This window comes from Flavobacterium sp. UBA4854 (assembly GCF_002399805.1).
In the GTDB taxonomy this organism is placed as follows: domain Bacteria; phylum Bacteroidota; class Bacteroidia; order Flavobacteriales; family Flavobacteriaceae; genus Flavobacterium; species Flavobacterium ginsengisoli.
Map to the genome: position 1 here is coordinate 67082 of NZ_DHEI01000087.1, position 17105 is coordinate 84186.

Sequence of the window (17105 nt, forward strand, 5' to 3'; positions counted from 1 at the left end):
CTTGGAATGTCTAAAGATGGTTTAATTCCTTCTGTTTTCTCTAAAGTAAACCCTATTTCTGGAACTCCAAAAACGAACTTAATGATTCTTGGAGCTATTATCGCAACTGTTGCTGCTTTTACACCAATCAACAAATTGGCTGATATGACAAGTTTTGGTACTTTGTTTGCCTTTACAATGGTTTGTATCGCTGTTTGGATTTTAAGAGTAAAACAACCAGGATTAACAAGAACATTTAAAGTTCCTGCTTTACCAGTTATTGCGGTATTAGGAATTGCAATTAATTCTTATTTAATTTTTAATTTAAGTAAAGATGCACAGTTACTATCTTTTGGATGGCTAATTTTGGGTATAATTGTATACTTTGGATATAGCAAGAAAAGATCTAGACTTAACAATACAACAGAAGAATAATAAATACAACTTCATAAAAAAAGCTCCAATTTAAAATTGGAGCTTTTTTTATAAATCGAATACTGATGTTCTTTTTGAGCGAATTAAATCTTTTAGTCTGATCCAGAAAGCAAGAGTTAAATAAACTCCAAACCCTAAACCAGCTGTAACAAAAGAAATGTAAATAAAAAACAAGCGCACACTTGTTACGCGCATTCCAAGTTTATCTGCTAGTCTTGAAGAAACATGGAAACCATATTTTTCAAAAAAGAATTTTAGTTTTAAAATTGCTGACATTTCTTTTTAGATTTTAGATTTACAAAAATAGGAATTATCTAATTATGAAATTTTCTAATTCGTTAATTATTTTTAAGCAACTCCAATCCGATAGCACATTTTAAGCAAGCCTTGCGTTCGCAATATTCATTTTTGAGTTCTAATAATGCCTGGCTATCAAATGCCGTTTTTGACTTAATGCCAAACGAATTAAATTTATCGATAATAGCATTTTTTTCTGAAGTGACTTCATTCATAAAATCAATTAAATCTTCGGCAATTGACTCACCCATGATGTTTGAATAAGCAAATTGGAGCGGAACAATCGTATTTAGAATCAGCAGACCTATAAATGACTTAGAAAGTGTTTTTGATTTCTTTATACTTTCTTTATCAAACTTATAGTGATTTTGCCAATACTGGCTCGCAGATACCGTTAGCAAACTATATACAGTATCGACAGATTTTAAATCAATAATTTTTGAAAACAGATTTTGATGTTTATGATATAATGCCGCCAATTGAGAAAGTCTAATTGTTGGAAAATTATCTGGCCGAAGTTTAAAAAACTGAAGCGGTTCTGTATATGTTTTTTCTATTTGATATTTATGCAGTAAATAGAAATAACGAAACTTTAAATCTTTATAGTAAACATCTTCTTTTTCTGCATTTAATAAATTTGAAGTTCCAAATAGCAGCGCTTCTAAATTTTCAACCTCAAAACTCTCTTTTCTGATTATAGCAAACGGAATTGCTTTTGAAATCTGCAGAAAGGAATTTCCATTTGTATTCAAACCAAAATTCTTTGCTAGAAGGCAAAATAAGACGGCTTCCCAATCTTGATTGGTTTCTTCTAATAATTGATAAATAAACTTAGATTTTCTCTCTAAACGCTCAAAAAACAATCTTTCTTGCCAGTTTTTAAAAACAAAACCATCAATATCTTTTAATTGTCTTTCGCAAGAAATCCAAGTTTTTGGAGCAACCAATGTATTATAATTTTCGATTATTTCTTTTGAAACATAATCTTTAAGAACCAAAACAGGAATTTCAGTATTGTTTTCTCTAAAAACAGCAGTATCGTTTTCCCACACTACATGAAGAATGACATTTTTGTAGGCAGGATCTTTCTCATGATTGTGCAAATACCAATCTGAAGATTTTAAATGAATCTCGACATTGCCTGCCCATTTCTGATTTCCAATTTCTATATAAGCATTGAAAAAATCAGGTCCAGCAAGTTCTAGATAATCGCCCGATTTTAAAATTGTTATTACTTCGCCTTGGACAGTTTTTAAATTCAAGCTATCAAATTTCTTGAATTTCCAGAGATAATGAAGAAAGTCTTCTTTCATTTTTAGATTTTATGATGCTGTTACAAAATCTAAAAGTAAATTATTTTTTAATATTATTCTTACAAATATAAAAAATTAACGAAGCATATATAACTTAGCACAAGCCCTTGCATCTGATAAAGCTTCGTGGTGATTGAGCTGAATATCCATTTCGCGACAGCAATCACTTAATTTTGTTGGCTTTATGCCTTTTGCTTTATAGATTTTAACCGTGCATTCCCATTTTGTAGCAATATTCAAATCTTCATAATTTAAGCCATGAAGCAACATTGTTTTCATTAAAACATTCCGGTCAAAACTTTCATTATGCGCTACCACAACTCTATTTTTTAGTCTCTTTTCAATCTCAGGGTAAATTTGGAAAAAAGATTTTGCGTTGATAGTATCTTTTGGGTAAATTCCATGAACACGAATCGTAAACGGATTATACTCATTATTTGGTGGCTTAATTAAAGTTACATATTCGTCAACTATAATTCCGTTTTCGACTGTTACAATACCCACCGAACATGGATGATATCCTGTTGCGGTTTCAAAATCTATAGCTGTAAAATTCATTTTATATATTTAAAAGACAAAATCCATAAACCTAATTGTTTTACAATAAGATTTATGGATTTTTTGTATTTATAAAGGCTTATTTTATTGCGCCAATAATATCATATTTAGTAATAATGTGATGATGTCCGTTTCCTAAATCAACCAAAACAGCGTCATTTTCTTTGCTGAAAAGTTTCGAAACTTCCTCAATTGGTGTTCCTAATTTTACAATTGGAAAAGGTTTACCCATCACCTCTTTAATTGGTTTTTCGGCAACATTTTTATCTTCAACATAACTTCTAAACAAATCTGTTTCGTCTACAGAACCAACAAAACCATTGATATCTACAACTGGAATTTGCGAAATCTTATATTTACGCATACGCTCAATTGCATGCGAGACCAATTCCTCTGTACGAACAACGATTAATTCTTTGTCAATATGATCTTTAATAACGTCTTCTGCTTTTGTTATGTTTTCTTCCAAAAATCCGCGTTCGCGCATCCAATCATCATTAAACATTTTTCCAACATAACGGCTTCCAGAATCGTGAAATAATACCACAACTACATCATCTGGTTTAAAATGTTCTTTTAACTGTAACAAACCTTTAATACAAGCTCCAGCAGAATTTCCAACAAAAATTCCTTCTTCAAGAGCAATCTTTCTAGTATAAACTGCAGCATCTTTATCGGTTACTTTTGTAAAACCGTCAATTAGAGAAAAATCAACATTCTTAGGCAGAATATCTTCTCCAATACCTTCTGTTATATACGAATAGATTTCGTTTTCGTCGAAGATTCCTGTTTCATGGTATTTCTTAAAAACAGAACCATAAGTATCAATACCCCAGATTTTAATATTTGGATTTTGTTCCTTCAAATATTTTCCAACTCCAGAAATAGTTCCTCCTGTTCCAACACCAACAACAAAATGAGTGATTTTTCCATCAGTCTGTTTCCAAATTTCTGGTCCAGTTTGCTCATAGTGCGCCAATGAATTTGACATATTATCGTACTGATTTACATACCAAGAATTTGGCGTTTCTTCTGCTAAACGTTTTGAAACCGAATAATATGAACGTGGATCTGTAGGCTCAACATCTGTAGGACAAACAACAACTTTTGCACCAACAGCACGAAGAATATCCATTTTTTCTTTAGACTGTTTGTCTGAAATCACACAAATTAATTTGTAGCCTTTTACGATTGCCACAAGTGCAAGTCCCATTCCCGTATTTCCAGAAGTTCCTTCAATAATAGTCCCTCCAGGTTTTAATCGGCCGTCTGCCTCAGCATCTTCAATCATTTTTACAGCCATTCTGTCTTTTACAGAATTACCAGGATTAAAGGTTTCGACTTTTGCCAATACTAATGCATCAATTTCAGCAACAATTTTGTTCAGTTTTACCAATGGCGTGTTACCAATTGTTTCTAAAATATTATTTGAAAAGTCCATTTTTATTTAAGTTTTATTAAGTGGTTCTAAATAAAAAATAGTCCGTTTTTTATTGGAAGAAATTCCAAACCAGACCAAAACGCAACACAAAATCACGATACGGATTATGTGGCGCTGAATAATAGTTGCTCTGCGAAAACAAAGCATTAAAATGCTCTGCTTTTAAATAAAAACGCGTTTGGCGTATTCTGGCATTCACAAAGAAATCGAATGTTGCAAAACCACCCGTTTTTTTCTCCTGCTGTACAAAAAATTCAGCAATAACAGGGTTATAATCATCTCCGTAATACTTCGTAAAGTAATTAAATACAAGCCCTGTCTGCATAAATAAAGCTTTTTTAAAGAAATGATTTGAATAATAGAATGTGTTTCTAGTTACAAAATCAGGTACATTTAAAATTAAATCTGATTGATCTACTTTTTGATACAAAAGCGTATTATCTAATGCAAAAGGTCCAAATTTAAACTCTCTGCTTGCTTTTATTTCTAAATAGTTAATTACATTTCCATACTGCATTGGCTTAACGATCTGCTCTTGAGCTGCTTGCTCCGCATCTGTAGCCATATCTGTAAAATACAAATGATCTTTTAATACCGTATACTGAACTTGTCCTGTCAACCAAGGAGTTGTAATTTCTGCACTTAACGAATTGATTTTTTCGTTTTTAAAATTATTTGACCAATTGTATGAAATCCAACTACTTTGATACAAATTATAATTATTATTAGGCAGTTTATTGATATTGCGATATCTAAAATCAAACTTGATTTTTTCGTTCATATTATATCGCAACTTTGCATCTAAATCTGAAAGCGATTGGTTGGTAATTGATCTAGAATACAAAAATCTACCGTTCCATTTGTTTTTCTGATATTCGTACTGAGCACCGAAATTATTAAACTGCAAAAACAAATTATCTGGAATCGCATTTCCATCAGAACCAATAATAACTCGGTTGTATTTGTAATTAGATCTGTAATCGTCTATAAAAAATATAAATTTACCTAACAGCGAATTCTCATAAGCTGCACCTACTTTATTATAAAGTCTCTCATATTTGGTCTGATCGTTAATATTGCCTGACGAATAGGAATCTCCAAATCGTTGTATGCGGCTAGTTGTTCCGTCATTAGCAGTTATAGTCGAAATTACCGTCGGTTGCTTATATTCGTAATCCTTATATTCATAATTAAATTGATGCGTTATATAAAGGTTATTGCTCCCATCTTTTGGATTTACTCTAAAAGCATGGTCAAAAAACAATCTTCGCCCTTTTAAAAATGATTCTGCATCGGTTAAATAAACCTGCAATCTCTGTCGGTTTTTATAATCATTACTATTGCTTTCAAAATCAGAATCACTCGTTATACCTCCATTTTCTTCATTCAAAATATCTTGATTTGTAAAATGTGCATTTATCGCATAACGCTTGTCTGTTGTAGCATAACTGGTTGTAATTCTTAAATTTCCTGCACTAACCAATTGGTTATTATAATCTCCTTCAGATCTTAATCCTTTATAAGCAATAGAAAAATTAAGATTTTTAGAAACGTTTAATGTGATAAATGAATCTACATTTTGCCCTTTTTTAATCGTAGTGTTAAAAAACAACTCCGTAAAAGGTGTTGCAACAGAATAATATCTAATTTGATCTGCCTGCATGTAAATAGAATGCTTGCCACTAAAACCAATTTCAGGATACGGAGAAAAACTTGTCAAACTATATTGTAATGTATTTAAAGGCTGTCCAATATTAGAGAACTCCATAAGACCAAAAAGATCTTTTCTTAGATGATTTTGTTTGTAGGCGCTTTTAAGAGTCAGCGAAGTATCGGCATAAATTGTATCGTGTTCTAGAGTAACAATTTTATACTGGTCTATTTTCGCTATTTTTTGTTTTTTCTTTTTTACTGTATCCGTAATACTTGAATATTTCGTATTCATATCTAAATTATTTTTAGAAGCAGGATTTTTTTCTTGAGAAAACAATAAAGTTGGTACAACTAATAGATATAGAAAAATGAATATTCTCATTTGATGGCTTTGTATAAATTTATTTTGACAAAATTTGCTAAGCAAAGGTAAATTATAAAAACAAATAAATAAAAAAACACTTCATTTTATACAATTGCCTTGGCTGACAGTACGAAAACGAATATTTTTGCCAAAAATTTCATCTAATTTGTTATTTAAAACCTAAAAAATGCTCGAAAAAAATTTCTCAGGATTTGTTTTGGAAACCGGAACCGATGAGGCTGGCAGAGGATGTCTAGCTGGTCCAGTTACTGCCGCAGCTATAATTTTACCCGAACATTTTGAAAATAAAATCTTGAATGATAGTAAGCAATTGTCTGAAAAAACAAGAGCGCTTTTAAGACCAATTATAGAAAAAGAAGCTTTATGTTTTGCCGTAACGCATTTGTTTCCAGACGAAATTGATGAAATAAATATTTTAAATGCTTCTATGAAAGGAATGCAAGAATGCATTTTAAAGTTAAAGCATGTTCCAGAATATATTATTGTTGATGGAAATCGTTCCTTAAATGCTAAACTCGGACTTAAAAATACTTTTGGAAAACAGTTTTCTCAGGACGAAATTGCACTTTTAAAATCGATTCCGAACCAAAGTATTATCAAAGGCGATGGAAAATACTTGAGTATTGCTGCTGCATCTGTTTTAGCAAAAACATATCGCGATGAATATATGGATCAAATTCACGAAGAATTTCCGATGTACAATTGGAAACAAAACAAAGGATATCCAACCAAAGAGCATCGTGAAGCCATTAAAGAATTTGGAACCACAAAATACCATAGAATGAGTTTTAGACTTTTGCCAGAGCAACTAGAACTTGATCTCTTCTAATAAAAAAACGACCTATTTTGGATAGGTCGTTTTTTATTATTTTTTACTTTTTAAGAATTCTGCAAATGTTTTTGTGTCATAATAAAAAGGTCTGACAGCCGTAATTTTTCCGTCATTCAAATCAAAATGTTCTGAAATTGGAACTGACATTGTTTTACCTGATTTTTTAGATTTACAGCTTATTGTAAAATAAATGATTACTTCATTTTTAGAAGCATCACTAAAATAAACCGGTTCTTTTTCTATCTGTAAGTCAAAAAACTCTGTTGATTTTGTGAACATTTTTGTCCATTCGCTAAAACCAATATAAGTTCCTCCGTAAGGCAATCCTGTAGCTTGATTATAAACTGCTCCGTCTGCAATTAAAGCACTCAAAGCATCAAAGTCTCTTGTTTTAAAAAGACTTTCATAATATTTCGCCACTACTTTCAGATTATCAGCTTCTAGATTCTTTAAAATATCAGCCTCAGACAAAGTTGCTCCTTTATCCCAGAAACTAATAATTTTACTTACCTGCCCTTTTCCGTTTAAACGTGCAAAATCACGTCCAGCCATTACAAGATTATTTTTAGAATCAAGAATTTTCCATTCCCAAGTTACATAATTGTCCTTTACAATTTTGGCTCCCGAAGTTAAAACTGCATCTGGGTTTTTCTTATAAAATTCGTTAATAACATTATTAAACGCAACAGTTCCTTTTATAGAAGCTGAAGGATCTTCAAAAGTACTGTCTTCTAACCAGATTGATTTTATCATCTTTAATCTAGTATCGCTATTTTTTTCCTGCCACACTTTTTCATAAACTGTAACTGGATATAATTTATCTTTCTTTTGGGCAAAAAGACCATTTAGCACAAAAAGAAAACAGAATAAGTAGATTTTTCTCATAAGCAATCAGGAATTAAAATTTTAATAGTAAGTACTCAAATTTAGCATAAATACCTTAGAGAACGACGAATAATCTATAATTTGTCTTTCTTTCAAAATCTTAACTTTTGCGAAATGGTTTTTCTCTTTTTTCAATATTTTTTTAGAAAAAAACCGATTTCTCTCTAAAAATTGACACGAAATAAAAAACCGTTTCAAATGAATATCTGAAACGGTTTACTTTCTTAGAGATGTTTTTAAACAAATTCAGCTTCAAAGAGCTCTGTGAAATGTTTTATGATTTTAGCTTTTACTTCTTCTTCATCTACTTTTTCTACCCCAAGTTCTACGTTTAAAGAAGTAACGCCTTTTCCGCGAATACCGCATGGAATAATATTATCAAAATATCCTAAATCGACATTTACATTTAAAGCAAATCCGTGCATGGTAACCCATCTTGAAGCACGAACGCCCATTGCGCATATTTTACGTGCAAACGGAGTTCCTACGCCAAGCCAAACTCCAGTTTCTCCTTCGCTTCTGCCCGATTCTAAACCGTATTCTGCCAAAGTTAGAATGATTGACTCTTCTAACAAACGAAGGTATTTATGAATATCAGTAAAGAAATTTTCTAAATCTAAAATCGGATAACCTACAATTTGTCCTGGTCCGTGATACGTAATATCTCCGCCACGATTGATTTTATAAAAAGTCGCTCCTTTGGCTTCGAGTTGTTTTTCGTTTAATAATAAGTTCTCTAGATCGCCACTTTTTCCTAAAGTATAAACATGCGGATGCTCTACAAACAGCAAATAATTTGGTGTTGGCAGCTCTAGTTCTTCTCTTCTATTCTTGATTTTTAAATCGACTATATCTTTAAAGATTTCTTCTTGATATTCCCAAGTAGATTTATAATCTTTTTTACCCAGATCCTGAAGTTGGATTTTCTTGTTCATTTTAATTATTTTTCAAACTCAACATCACAGTCAAGTTTGTCGGGATTCTCCATATAATCCGTAAAAGAGTATTGAATTGTAATTGATTTTCTGTCGTCGCTAAACAAAGCGCTTGGATTAGAGACTTTCTTTATCTTTTTTGGAAAGTGATATTTTACAATGTAGCTAGACGAAGCAAACATCATTTTTGACATATCTCCTTCTGCATCTTGCGCCTTTGCTGCCTTTTTTTGTTGATCGACTACTGCTTTTCTTGTAAATTTCTTTCCGTCATAAGTATAACTTAATTTACTGCCATTATCTCCAAAACCGCTTCCCATAGGATTTTTGCCTCCTTCTAATTTTTGCAGCGTGCCCAATGTCTGTAAAATATCTTGTAATTCGTTTACGTTTTTAAAATCAGTTGACATGTTCATTAGAAATTCTTTCTTCTCTGAACTTATTTTTGTCGATACAACATAACTTTCCAGTTTTTTAAGTTCTTTTTGTGTTTCTGGCGACAATTTGGCAATACTGTCTTTTTTCTCTTGAAATACTTCTTTAAAAGTAAAAGTAGTATCTATATCTTTTTTATTGTCTCCCATTTGACCTGCAATTTGATCACCAGCCATTTCCATTATAGGAGAACCGTCCATGTCTACAGAGAATTTTCCGGTTCCATTATCGTTTATGTAAACATTTTCAGTGAAAGTACAGCTAGTTAAAGTCGCTATTAAAAAAGAAAAACAAAGTAATTTGTATAATTTCATCGATGTACAATTTTTCATCAAAGATACGAACTTTTTTAAGGCGCTAACTTTATTTAAAAACCCGCTAAAACCTTTTTATTCTAAAACAACTTCTAGATTTGTACTTTCTGGATTTTTTAAACAATCTGAAAGCTGAAATTTTAAGCTTAAAGATTTTTGGTCTGAACCAATAATTGCGTTTGAATTTGAAACCGATTTTATTTTTTGAGGAAAATAATATTTGAGCGTATAGGATTGCATTACTTTATACTTAGAATATATTTTTTCGTGTTCATCCATTTCTTTTTTATCTTTTTCAAATTTTTCTGGATTGGTTATGGCTAAAGTTCTTTTAAAGACTTTACCATCAAAAGTGTATTTTATTTTATAGCTTTTTCTGTATATGGGATAATTTTCTTTAAGAGAATTTGCCAATCCAAGGCTTTCATAAAGATTAGGTATGTCTTCTATGTTCTTAAAATCGAAAGCTACTTTGTTGAAATTTTCCATTTGAATTGGGTCCAATTTGATCTGCATTTTTACATTTGCATGCTCTGTAAATAAAGCTTGGTCGGCTTTATTAAATTTCACAAAAGTATCTTGGTACTTGACGATGTAATCTCGAAAAGTAAAAGTTGTATCTATAAATTTTTCATCTCCAAAATCTTGTCTTCCTAACTGGGCGAAACTATTCTCATCTCGAAGACTGTATACTTCGATACTTCCGCTTCTGTCTGAATTTATGGTAAGTGTTTCTGTAATTTGACAGCTTATAAAAGAAAACAACAGTAAAAAAACGGATAAATATTTCATTTTTTGTTAAAATTCTAAAGTTACAAAAAGCTAATATAGTAAGTTTTTTCAGTCATTGCATTCCAACTAAAAACTCTTTTGAAAACGAAAATTTCTAATCTAGCCCCGATAGAAGCGGTATCCTTTTTCTTGCTTCTTTAGCAAGGAAAAGATACAAGCGTATAGCGGGACAAAACGTTCATGAAAAGACGAAAATTTCTGCTGCAAAAAACCTTAACACTTTGAGTTGAAACTTGAAACAAAAATTTTATCTTTGCACACTTAAAAAAATAGCACAAAATGGCATTATCAGAACAAGAAATCATTAGAAGAGAAAAACTTCAGAACTTACGCAACTTAGGAATCAATCCTTATCCAGCTAATCTTTTTCCTGTAAATCATACATCTAAGCAGATAAAGGAAACGTTTGAAGAGGGTAAGAAGGTTATCGTTGCGGGTCGTTTGATGAGTGTTCGTGATCAAGGTAAAGCTTGTTTTGCTGAGTTACAAGATAGCGAAGGACGTATTCAATTGTACGTAAATCGCGATGTTTTGTGTGAAGGTGACGATAAAACGCTATACAACCAAGTGTTTAAAAAATTAACCGATCTAGGTGATTTTATTGGTATTGAAGGTGAATTGTTTACAACTCAAGTTGGTGCAAAATGTATTCGCGTGACTGGTTTTACTTTCTTAAGCAAAACTTTACGTCCGTTACCGTTACCAAAAGTTGACGAAGAAGGAAATGTTCACGACGCATTTAATGATGCTGAGTTACGTTACAGAATGCGTTATGTAGATTTAACAGTAAACCCACAAGTTAAAGAAACTTTCATCAAACGTACTAAATTGTTCAGTGCGATGCGTGGTTATTTTAACGACGCAGGATATTTAGAGGTTGATACTCCGGTTTTACAATCAATTCCTGGTGGTGCTTCGGCAAGACCATTTATTACGCACCACAACTCGCTTGATATTCCGCTTTATATGCGTATTGCAAATGAGTTATACTTAAAAAGATTAATTGTTGGTGGATTTGAAGGTGTTTATGAGTTTTCTAGAAACTTCCGTAACGAAGGTATGGACAGAACGCATAATCCTGAGTTTACGGCAATGGAAATATATGTAGCCTACAAAGACTACAACTGGATGATGGAATTTGCGGAAGGCTTATTGGAGCATTGTGCAATTGCAGTTAACGGAACTAGCGAAATTACTTTTGGCGAGCACAAAATTAACTTTAAAGCGCCTTATGCACGTGTTACAATGACAGATTCTATCAAACATTTTACTGGTTTTGATATTTCTGGAAAAACAGAACAAGAATTGTTTGAAGCTGCTCGCGGAATGGGAATCGAGGTTGACGAAACAATGGGTAAAGGAAAATTGATTGATGAAATTTTTGGAGCTAAATGTGAAGGAAATTATATTCAGCCAACTTTCATTACAGATTATCCTAAAGAAATGTCTCCGCTTTGTAAAGAGCACCGCGATAATCCAGATTTGACTGAGCGTTTTGAATTAATGGTTTGCGGTAAAGAAATTGCAAATGCATATTCTGAATTAAATGACCCAATTGACCAAAGAGAACGTTTTGAAGATCAAATGCGTTTGGCAGCAAAAGGTGATGATGAAGCAAACGGAATTATCGACGAAGATTTCTTAAGAGCTCTTGAGTACGGTATGCCTCCTACTTCTGGAATGGGAATTGGAATGGATCGTTTGATTATGTATTTGACAAACAATGCTTCGATTCAAGAAGTTTTATTGTTTCCTCAAATGCGTCCTGAGAAAAAACAAGCTCAGATTGAACTTTCTGATGAAGAAAAATTCATTATTGACTTGCTTACAAAAAATGAAAATAGAATGGATTTGACGCAGCTAAAAATTACAGCTAACTTAAGCGGTAAAAAATGGGATGCTTCTATGAAAAACTTATCTAAACACGGTTTGACTAAAGTTGTCGTTGACGGCGAGTTTAAATTTGTGGAATTGGTGGGATAAAATTTTGTCTTATTTTATTATAAATACAGCCCTGCAGGTTTAAATCTGTAGGGCTTTTTTATTTAAATTGTCTAAACAAAAAACAACTTAACCATGAATGATCAAGAAATTTATCAATTTGATGAAGACGAAATAGAAATCATCAAAAAAAGCGAAAAAGATATAAAATATGGCAGAGTCATTTCTCAAGAAGATTTAGACAGACAAGACCTAGAATGGCTTTCTTAATTTATGCAACAAACACTTCTTCCCATCACCATTTAAAACAAAAATCAAAAACTCATTTTTTAAAAAACTGGAAAACAACACTTTACTTTTCTCGAATTGTTTTACAAGAAAATACTTTCACAAGCCTTGTTACAACATTCAAAAACAAGACAAAATTCCATTAATAAAGAACATACAATTGATTTTGTTTTTGCTTTTTTTTAGCAAACAAATTACTACATTTGAAAAAAAATAGACTTTATATAAAGTCTATTTTTTTTTGAACCCAAACCCATTCAATTAACATTTTTCAACCAATACTTTAAATGAAAATTAGAAAGATCGCCCCAAACGAAGACTTGGAAACAACAGTCAAGAAAAAAAGAAATCGTTTCAAATTTATTCTCATTGCTATTATCGTTCTCTCTGCTGCAGGCTTTTTAGGTTTTAAATATTTTACGCCTAAAAAAGAAGCTATTTGTTTAGGCACAGATACCAAAATCTATGATGCTTACAAAGACGCAGTTGTGCTTATAAAGCATAGATATGGCTATTTTGCTAAAATTAACGGAAAAGAAATTCAGCTTAATGTTGAGGATGCTAAGGAAGAAACAATTTACGGAACTGGCTTTTTTGTTGATACAGAAGGTGACATGATTACCAATAGACATGTTTTACAACCATGGGATTCATCAGATGAAGAAAGCGCTAAAGTAAATACTACTATACGAAATCTACGAATGAAGGTTGCTTCTATTCTTACTGCCGATGTTTCTGAAAATGACTATGAAAGTTTTATTAACAACAACTGGTCACATGCTTCGGTGTCGTATGATGAAGGTGAAGGAGACGGAGAATATGAAGAATCAGGCGAAGAAACTACTGAGTCAGCAGGTGAAGAATTTGTTAGTTCTAATGAAACAGAAACAGATACAGTGCAAGTATCTACTGATATTGCAGCATCTATTCCGGTAAAAGAATATGTTCCCATAGAAAACATTGAAGTATATGTAAAAACTTTAGACATTGAAGTAGCTCTTCATAATTCTGATAGTGAATGGAATAGTTGTGAGGTTAAAAAAGTTTCAGATGACACTAATGTAGATTTAGGTCTTTTACAGTTAGTTACTCATAAAACTCCACAAACTGTTACCAACATCATTAGTCTTGATAATATTATTGATAATGATGCTTCTTTAGCTCCTGGCCAAAAAGCAATAATGGTAGGTTATCCGATGGGAATGGATTTGGCACAAACAAACTCTGGCATAAAAGTACAGCTTTACAATGGTCAAATTAGTAAAGAATCTGATGGTAATAAAATTCAATACAGTATAACTTCTACACATGGCGCGAGCGGCGCACCAGTTTTTAATGAATGTGGCCAACTGATTGCGGTTAATTTCAGTGGAGTAGATCAGGTTCAAGGTATAAATTTTGGAATTGTAGCCAAACATATCCAATCGCTCTAATTTGAAAAAATCAGAAAAAAGACTTTAAAACTAATCGAATTTTGATATTTCAAATCGAATAAAAAATCGCACTTAATTAATTATGAATAAATTTTTTAGTATTTGCGCACTACTATTCTGTGGTGTTGCTTTTTCACAGATTCCAACTCTGGATGTCGAAAATCAGAAAAAAAATTCGGTCATCTTACAGGAGGTGAAAATTGAAACCAAAATTTTAGGGAATCTTGCTTCAACTACCGCAACTTATACATTTTACAATCCTGGAGACAGAATTTTAGAAGGGAATTTTACACTTCCATTGCCAGAAGGAGTTAGCGTAAGCGGTTATGCTTTGGATATTAACGGAAGCTTAAGAGATGCAGTTCCTGTTCCGAAAGAACGAGCTAAAGAAGTTTTTGAAAGTATAGAAAAAAGAAATATAGATCCAGGTATTATTGAAAAAGTAGCTGGAAACAATTTCAGAACCAGAATTTATCCTATTACTGCGAGAGGCAGCAGAATGATTAAGATTACTTACAATCAGGAATTAAAAAATTCTGCGACCGATTATGAATATTTTTTAAGTTTTGCAAATGCAGTTAGCATTCCGAAATTTAATCTAAAAGTATTGGTCAACGAAAGTCTGACAACTCCTAAAATTACAGAAAATCCAGATGGAAGTTTTACTTTTCAGAAGAAAGGAAATCAATGGATTGCTGAAATTAGTAAAACGAATTTCACTCCAAATGAGAGTCTTAAAATAGCTATTCCAAAAGTAAATGAATCGTCTAATGTAATGCTTCAAAAAGCTTCTGACGATAAATCTTATTTTGCAGCAAGCGTTTCAATGAATTTCCCTGTAAAAGAAAAAGCAAAATCTCAAAAAATTGCCATTATTTGGGATAATTCATTCAGCGGATCAAAGAGAGATCGTCAAAAAGAACTTGACTTTCTTAATGCGTATTTTTCAGATAACAAGAATGTTGTAGTCTCTTTTGTTCTTCTAAATAATACCCTAGAAAAAACAGAAGAATTTACGGTTTCTGGAGGAAACTGGAATGCCTTAAAAGACAGAATTCTTAATCTGAAATACGATGGCGGAACTGATTTTGGTGCTTTAAAAGAGATTTCATCAATAGATGAATATCTTTTATTTTCTGACGGAATTTCAAATTTTGGAGATTTAACTTTAAAATTCAAAAAACCGGTTAACACTATAACAAGCACACCAACTTCTGATTTTAATTTGCTGAAACTTTTAGCATCACAATCTGGCGGAAATTTTATCAATCTTAACGAATTAGATACGCAATCTGCTCTAAAAACGTATAAAAGGCTCCCTATTGTATTTTTAGGCTTTAAAGAAACAAATACGCTTCAGGAATTGTTTCCAAATGTTGGAACTGCCGTAAATGAACCAGTGAACATATTCGGAATTTCATCTTCAAACTTGAGTAAACTTACTGCTGTTTTTTCAGTCGGAGACAAGAAATTTGAAGTGCCTGTAGATTTTACTAACGCTGTACAAGTAGACAATTGGCCTCTTGCACAATTTTGGGCGCAAAGAAAAATTAATGATCTTGAACTTAACTCAACACAAAACAGTGATGAAATTAGAAATCTGAGCGAACAGTTTGGTGTAGTAAGTAAGAACACCAGTCTTATCGTATTGGATGATGTTAATGATTATGTGCGTTTTGGCATTACTCCTCCAGAGGAATTAATATCAGAATACAACAGAATCGTTTCTCAAAACAAAAAACAAATTTTAGAGAAAAGAAGAAATCTTCTATCTAAAGCTTTTGATAAAACACGCGAACTGACCACTTGGTGGAACAGTGAATTTAAGCCTACAGAAAAAAAACAATATCCTACAATTTCTAAGCAGTCACAAAAATTGTCGTCGGCTGAAGAAAGTGTTGTTAGCGATAATGCTGTATATTCTGCAGAAAGTAGAGCAGGCGATAAAAAAACTTCTACAGGTAAAATAACTTTGGTAGATGTAGAAAGCACTCAAGAGTATATGAAAGATTTTCAGTCTTTACAATCGCCTGAATTGATTTACCAGAAATATCTTGAAAATCGTCCGAAATATGAGAAACAGGTAACCTATTATTTTGATGTTTCTAAACTCCTATTCAAAAAAGGCGACAAAGCACTTTCTCTAAAGGTTTTAAGTACATTAGCAGAACTTGATTTGGAAAACGAAGAGTTATATAAGACAATATCTTATCTATTGAAACAAAGAGGCAATTATGAAAAAGAATTGTGGATTACTCAAAAGATTCTAGAATGGAGACCATTTGATCCTCAAAGTCATAGAGATTATGCATTAGCTTTGGTAGACAATAAAAAACCTCAAGAAGCTCTTAATATCTATAAAGGCATGCTTTATCAGGAATATACCGATGAGATTTCTATTAGAGATAATGGTATTGAAGAGATTTTGATTATGGAAATCAATAACATTTTAAGCCAAAACAAAAATGTTGATGCAAGCAAAGTTGATGATCGTTTAAAAGCAAATCTTCCAGTAGACATTCGTATTGTTATTAACTGGAATAAAGACAATACAGATATCGATCTTTGGGTTACAGATCCAAGAGGAGAAGATTGTTCGTACTCGCATAGAGCTACAGAAATTGGAGGAAGATTAAGTAACGATTTTACTCAAGGTTTTGGTCCTGAACAATTTTTACTTAAAAAAGCGATTAAAGGGAAATATAAAATTAAAACGAATTTCTTCGGTGAGAGACAGAATATTCTTTCTGGACCAACAACCGTGATGGCAGAAGTTTACCTTTACTATTCTGATGGCAGACAGGAACGAAAAATTGCTGTTTTCCAAAGCCAAAAAGAAAACAAACGTGAAAGCGATAGTAAAATTCTAATTGGAGAATTTGATTTTTAGGAATTACAAAGCTTACTAATATTCAAACCCGACAGGTTTTTAAATCTGTCGGGTTTTTTATTTTTAAAACGAATACTTCTCCAATTTCTTTCCTTGAATATCTAAAACCTTTGTACTCTCTTTTGGAACATTACTTTTTATAACTTCTTGAACAGATGGATTGGAAGGATATTTTCCACCTTTCATTTTTAGAAGATGAAATTTTCCTCCGCTTTCAAATATCAAATCATAAAATTTTTCTGTTGCTGAAGAGGTTACATAAATTGGGAAATCGGTTACAGTGAAACGATTTATTACAG

The 17105-nt window shown here is 32.1% G+C and carries 15 protein-coding genes and 1 pseudogene; 6 read left to right on the forward strand and 10 right to left on the reverse strand.

Annotation, left to right across the window (positions count from 1 at the left end; translation table 11 throughout):
* The coding region (locus B3J44_RS13010; RefSeq protein WP_286968810.1) for an APC family permease at positions 1 to 414 on the forward strand (414 nt) is incomplete at its 5' end.
* A gap of 48 nt (positions 415 to 462) precedes the next feature.
* Here the strand turns inward: B3J44_RS13010 and B3J44_RS13015 are convergent.
* From B3J44_RS13015 to B3J44_RS13035, 5 genes are all read right to left on the reverse strand, one after another.
* Positions 463 to 690: a PspC family transcriptional regulator gene (locus B3J44_RS13015; RefSeq protein ID WP_008466940.1), complete on the reverse strand. Its 228-nt coding sequence runs from the start codon at positions 688 to 690 to the stop codon at positions 463 to 465.
* A gap of 62 nt (positions 691 to 752) precedes the next feature.
* Positions 753 to 2024, reverse strand: coding sequence for a DUF2851 family protein (locus B3J44_RS13020; protein WP_286968811.1), 1272 nt, complete (start codon positions 2022 to 2024; stop codon positions 753 to 755).
* Between the two features lie 75 nt (positions 2025 to 2099).
* Positions 2100 to 2582: a 3'-5' exonuclease gene (locus tag B3J44_RS13025; RefSeq protein WP_278022603.1), complete on the reverse strand. Its 483-nt coding sequence runs from the start codon at positions 2580 to 2582 to the stop codon at positions 2100 to 2102.
* A gap of 79 nt (positions 2583 to 2661) precedes the next feature.
* On the reverse strand, positions 2662 to 4023 hold the full coding sequence (locus tag B3J44_RS13030) for a pyridoxal-phosphate dependent enzyme (protein WP_198857529.1): 1362 nt from the start codon (positions 4021 to 4023) through the stop codon (positions 2662 to 2664).
* A gap of 49 nt (positions 4024 to 4072) precedes the next feature.
* Positions 4073 to 6058: a putative porin gene (locus B3J44_RS13035; RefSeq protein WP_286968812.1), complete on the reverse strand. Its 1986-nt coding sequence runs from the start codon at positions 6056 to 6058 to the stop codon at positions 4073 to 4075.
* Positions 6059 to 6227: 169 nt separating this feature from the next.
* Here B3J44_RS13035 and B3J44_RS13040 point away from each other — a divergent pair, with 169 nt between their 5' ends.
* Positions 6228 to 6890 carry a ribonuclease HII gene (locus B3J44_RS13040; RefSeq protein ID WP_286968813.1) on the forward strand — a complete coding sequence of 221 codons (663 nt, stop codon included), beginning with the start codon at positions 6228 to 6230 and terminating at the stop codon, positions 6888 to 6890.
* Between the two features lie 36 nt (positions 6891 to 6926).
* Here B3J44_RS13040 and B3J44_RS13045 read toward each other — a convergent pair whose 3' ends face one another.
* From B3J44_RS13045 to B3J44_RS13060, 4 genes are all read right to left on the reverse strand, one after another.
* Positions 6927 to 7778: a nuclear transport factor 2 family protein gene (locus tag B3J44_RS13045; RefSeq protein WP_286968815.1), complete on the reverse strand. Its 852-nt coding sequence runs from the start codon at positions 7776 to 7778 to the stop codon at positions 6927 to 6929.
* Positions 7779 to 8014: 236 nt separating this feature from the next.
* A complete protein-coding gene (gene lipB, locus B3J44_RS13050) occupies positions 8015 to 8713 on the reverse strand; it encodes a lipoyl(octanoyl) transferase LipB (RefSeq protein ID WP_286968816.1) in 699 nt (232 codons plus the stop codon).
* Positions 8714 to 8718: 5 nt separating this feature from the next.
* Complete coding sequence (locus tag B3J44_RS13055; protein ID WP_286968817.1) at positions 8719 to 9462, reverse strand: hypothetical protein; 744 nt, start codon at positions 9460 to 9462, stop codon at positions 8719 to 8721.
* Between the two features lie 75 nt (positions 9463 to 9537).
* Positions 9538 to 10254, reverse strand: coding sequence for a hypothetical protein (locus tag B3J44_RS13060; RefSeq protein ID WP_286968818.1), 717 nt, complete (start codon positions 10252 to 10254; stop codon positions 9538 to 9540).
* A 279-nt stretch (positions 10255 to 10533) separates the two neighbouring features.
* Here B3J44_RS13060 and lysS point away from each other — a divergent pair, with 279 nt between their 5' ends.
* The 4 genes from lysS (at position 10534) to B3J44_RS13080 (ending at position 16806) form a co-directional block, all read left to right on the forward strand.
* Positions 10534 to 12237, forward strand: a complete 1704-nt coding sequence (gene lysS, locus B3J44_RS13065; RefSeq protein WP_286968819.1) for a lysine--tRNA ligase — start codon at positions 10534 to 10536, stop codon at positions 12235 to 12237.
* Between the two features lie 93 nt (positions 12238 to 12330).
* Positions 12331 to 12465: a hypothetical protein gene (locus B3J44_RS13070; protein ID WP_286968820.1), complete on the forward strand. Its 135-nt coding sequence runs from the start codon at positions 12331 to 12333 to the stop codon at positions 12463 to 12465.
* Positions 12466 to 12770: 305 nt separating this feature from the next.
* Positions 12771 to 13916 (forward strand): S1 family peptidase, encoded by a 1146-nt coding sequence (locus B3J44_RS13075; protein WP_286968821.1) that lies wholly within the window; start codon positions 12771 to 12773, stop codon positions 13914 to 13916.
* Between the two features lie 82 nt (positions 13917 to 13998).
* On the forward strand, positions 13999 to 16806 hold the full coding sequence (locus B3J44_RS13080; RefSeq protein ID WP_286968822.1) for a VIT domain-containing protein: 2808 nt from the start codon (positions 13999 to 14001) through the stop codon (positions 16804 to 16806).
* Between the two features lie 63 nt (positions 16807 to 16869).
* Here B3J44_RS13080 and B3J44_RS13085 read toward each other — a convergent pair.
* Positions 16870 to 17105, reverse strand: a pseudogene (locus B3J44_RS13085) (hypothetical protein); the annotation flags it as partial.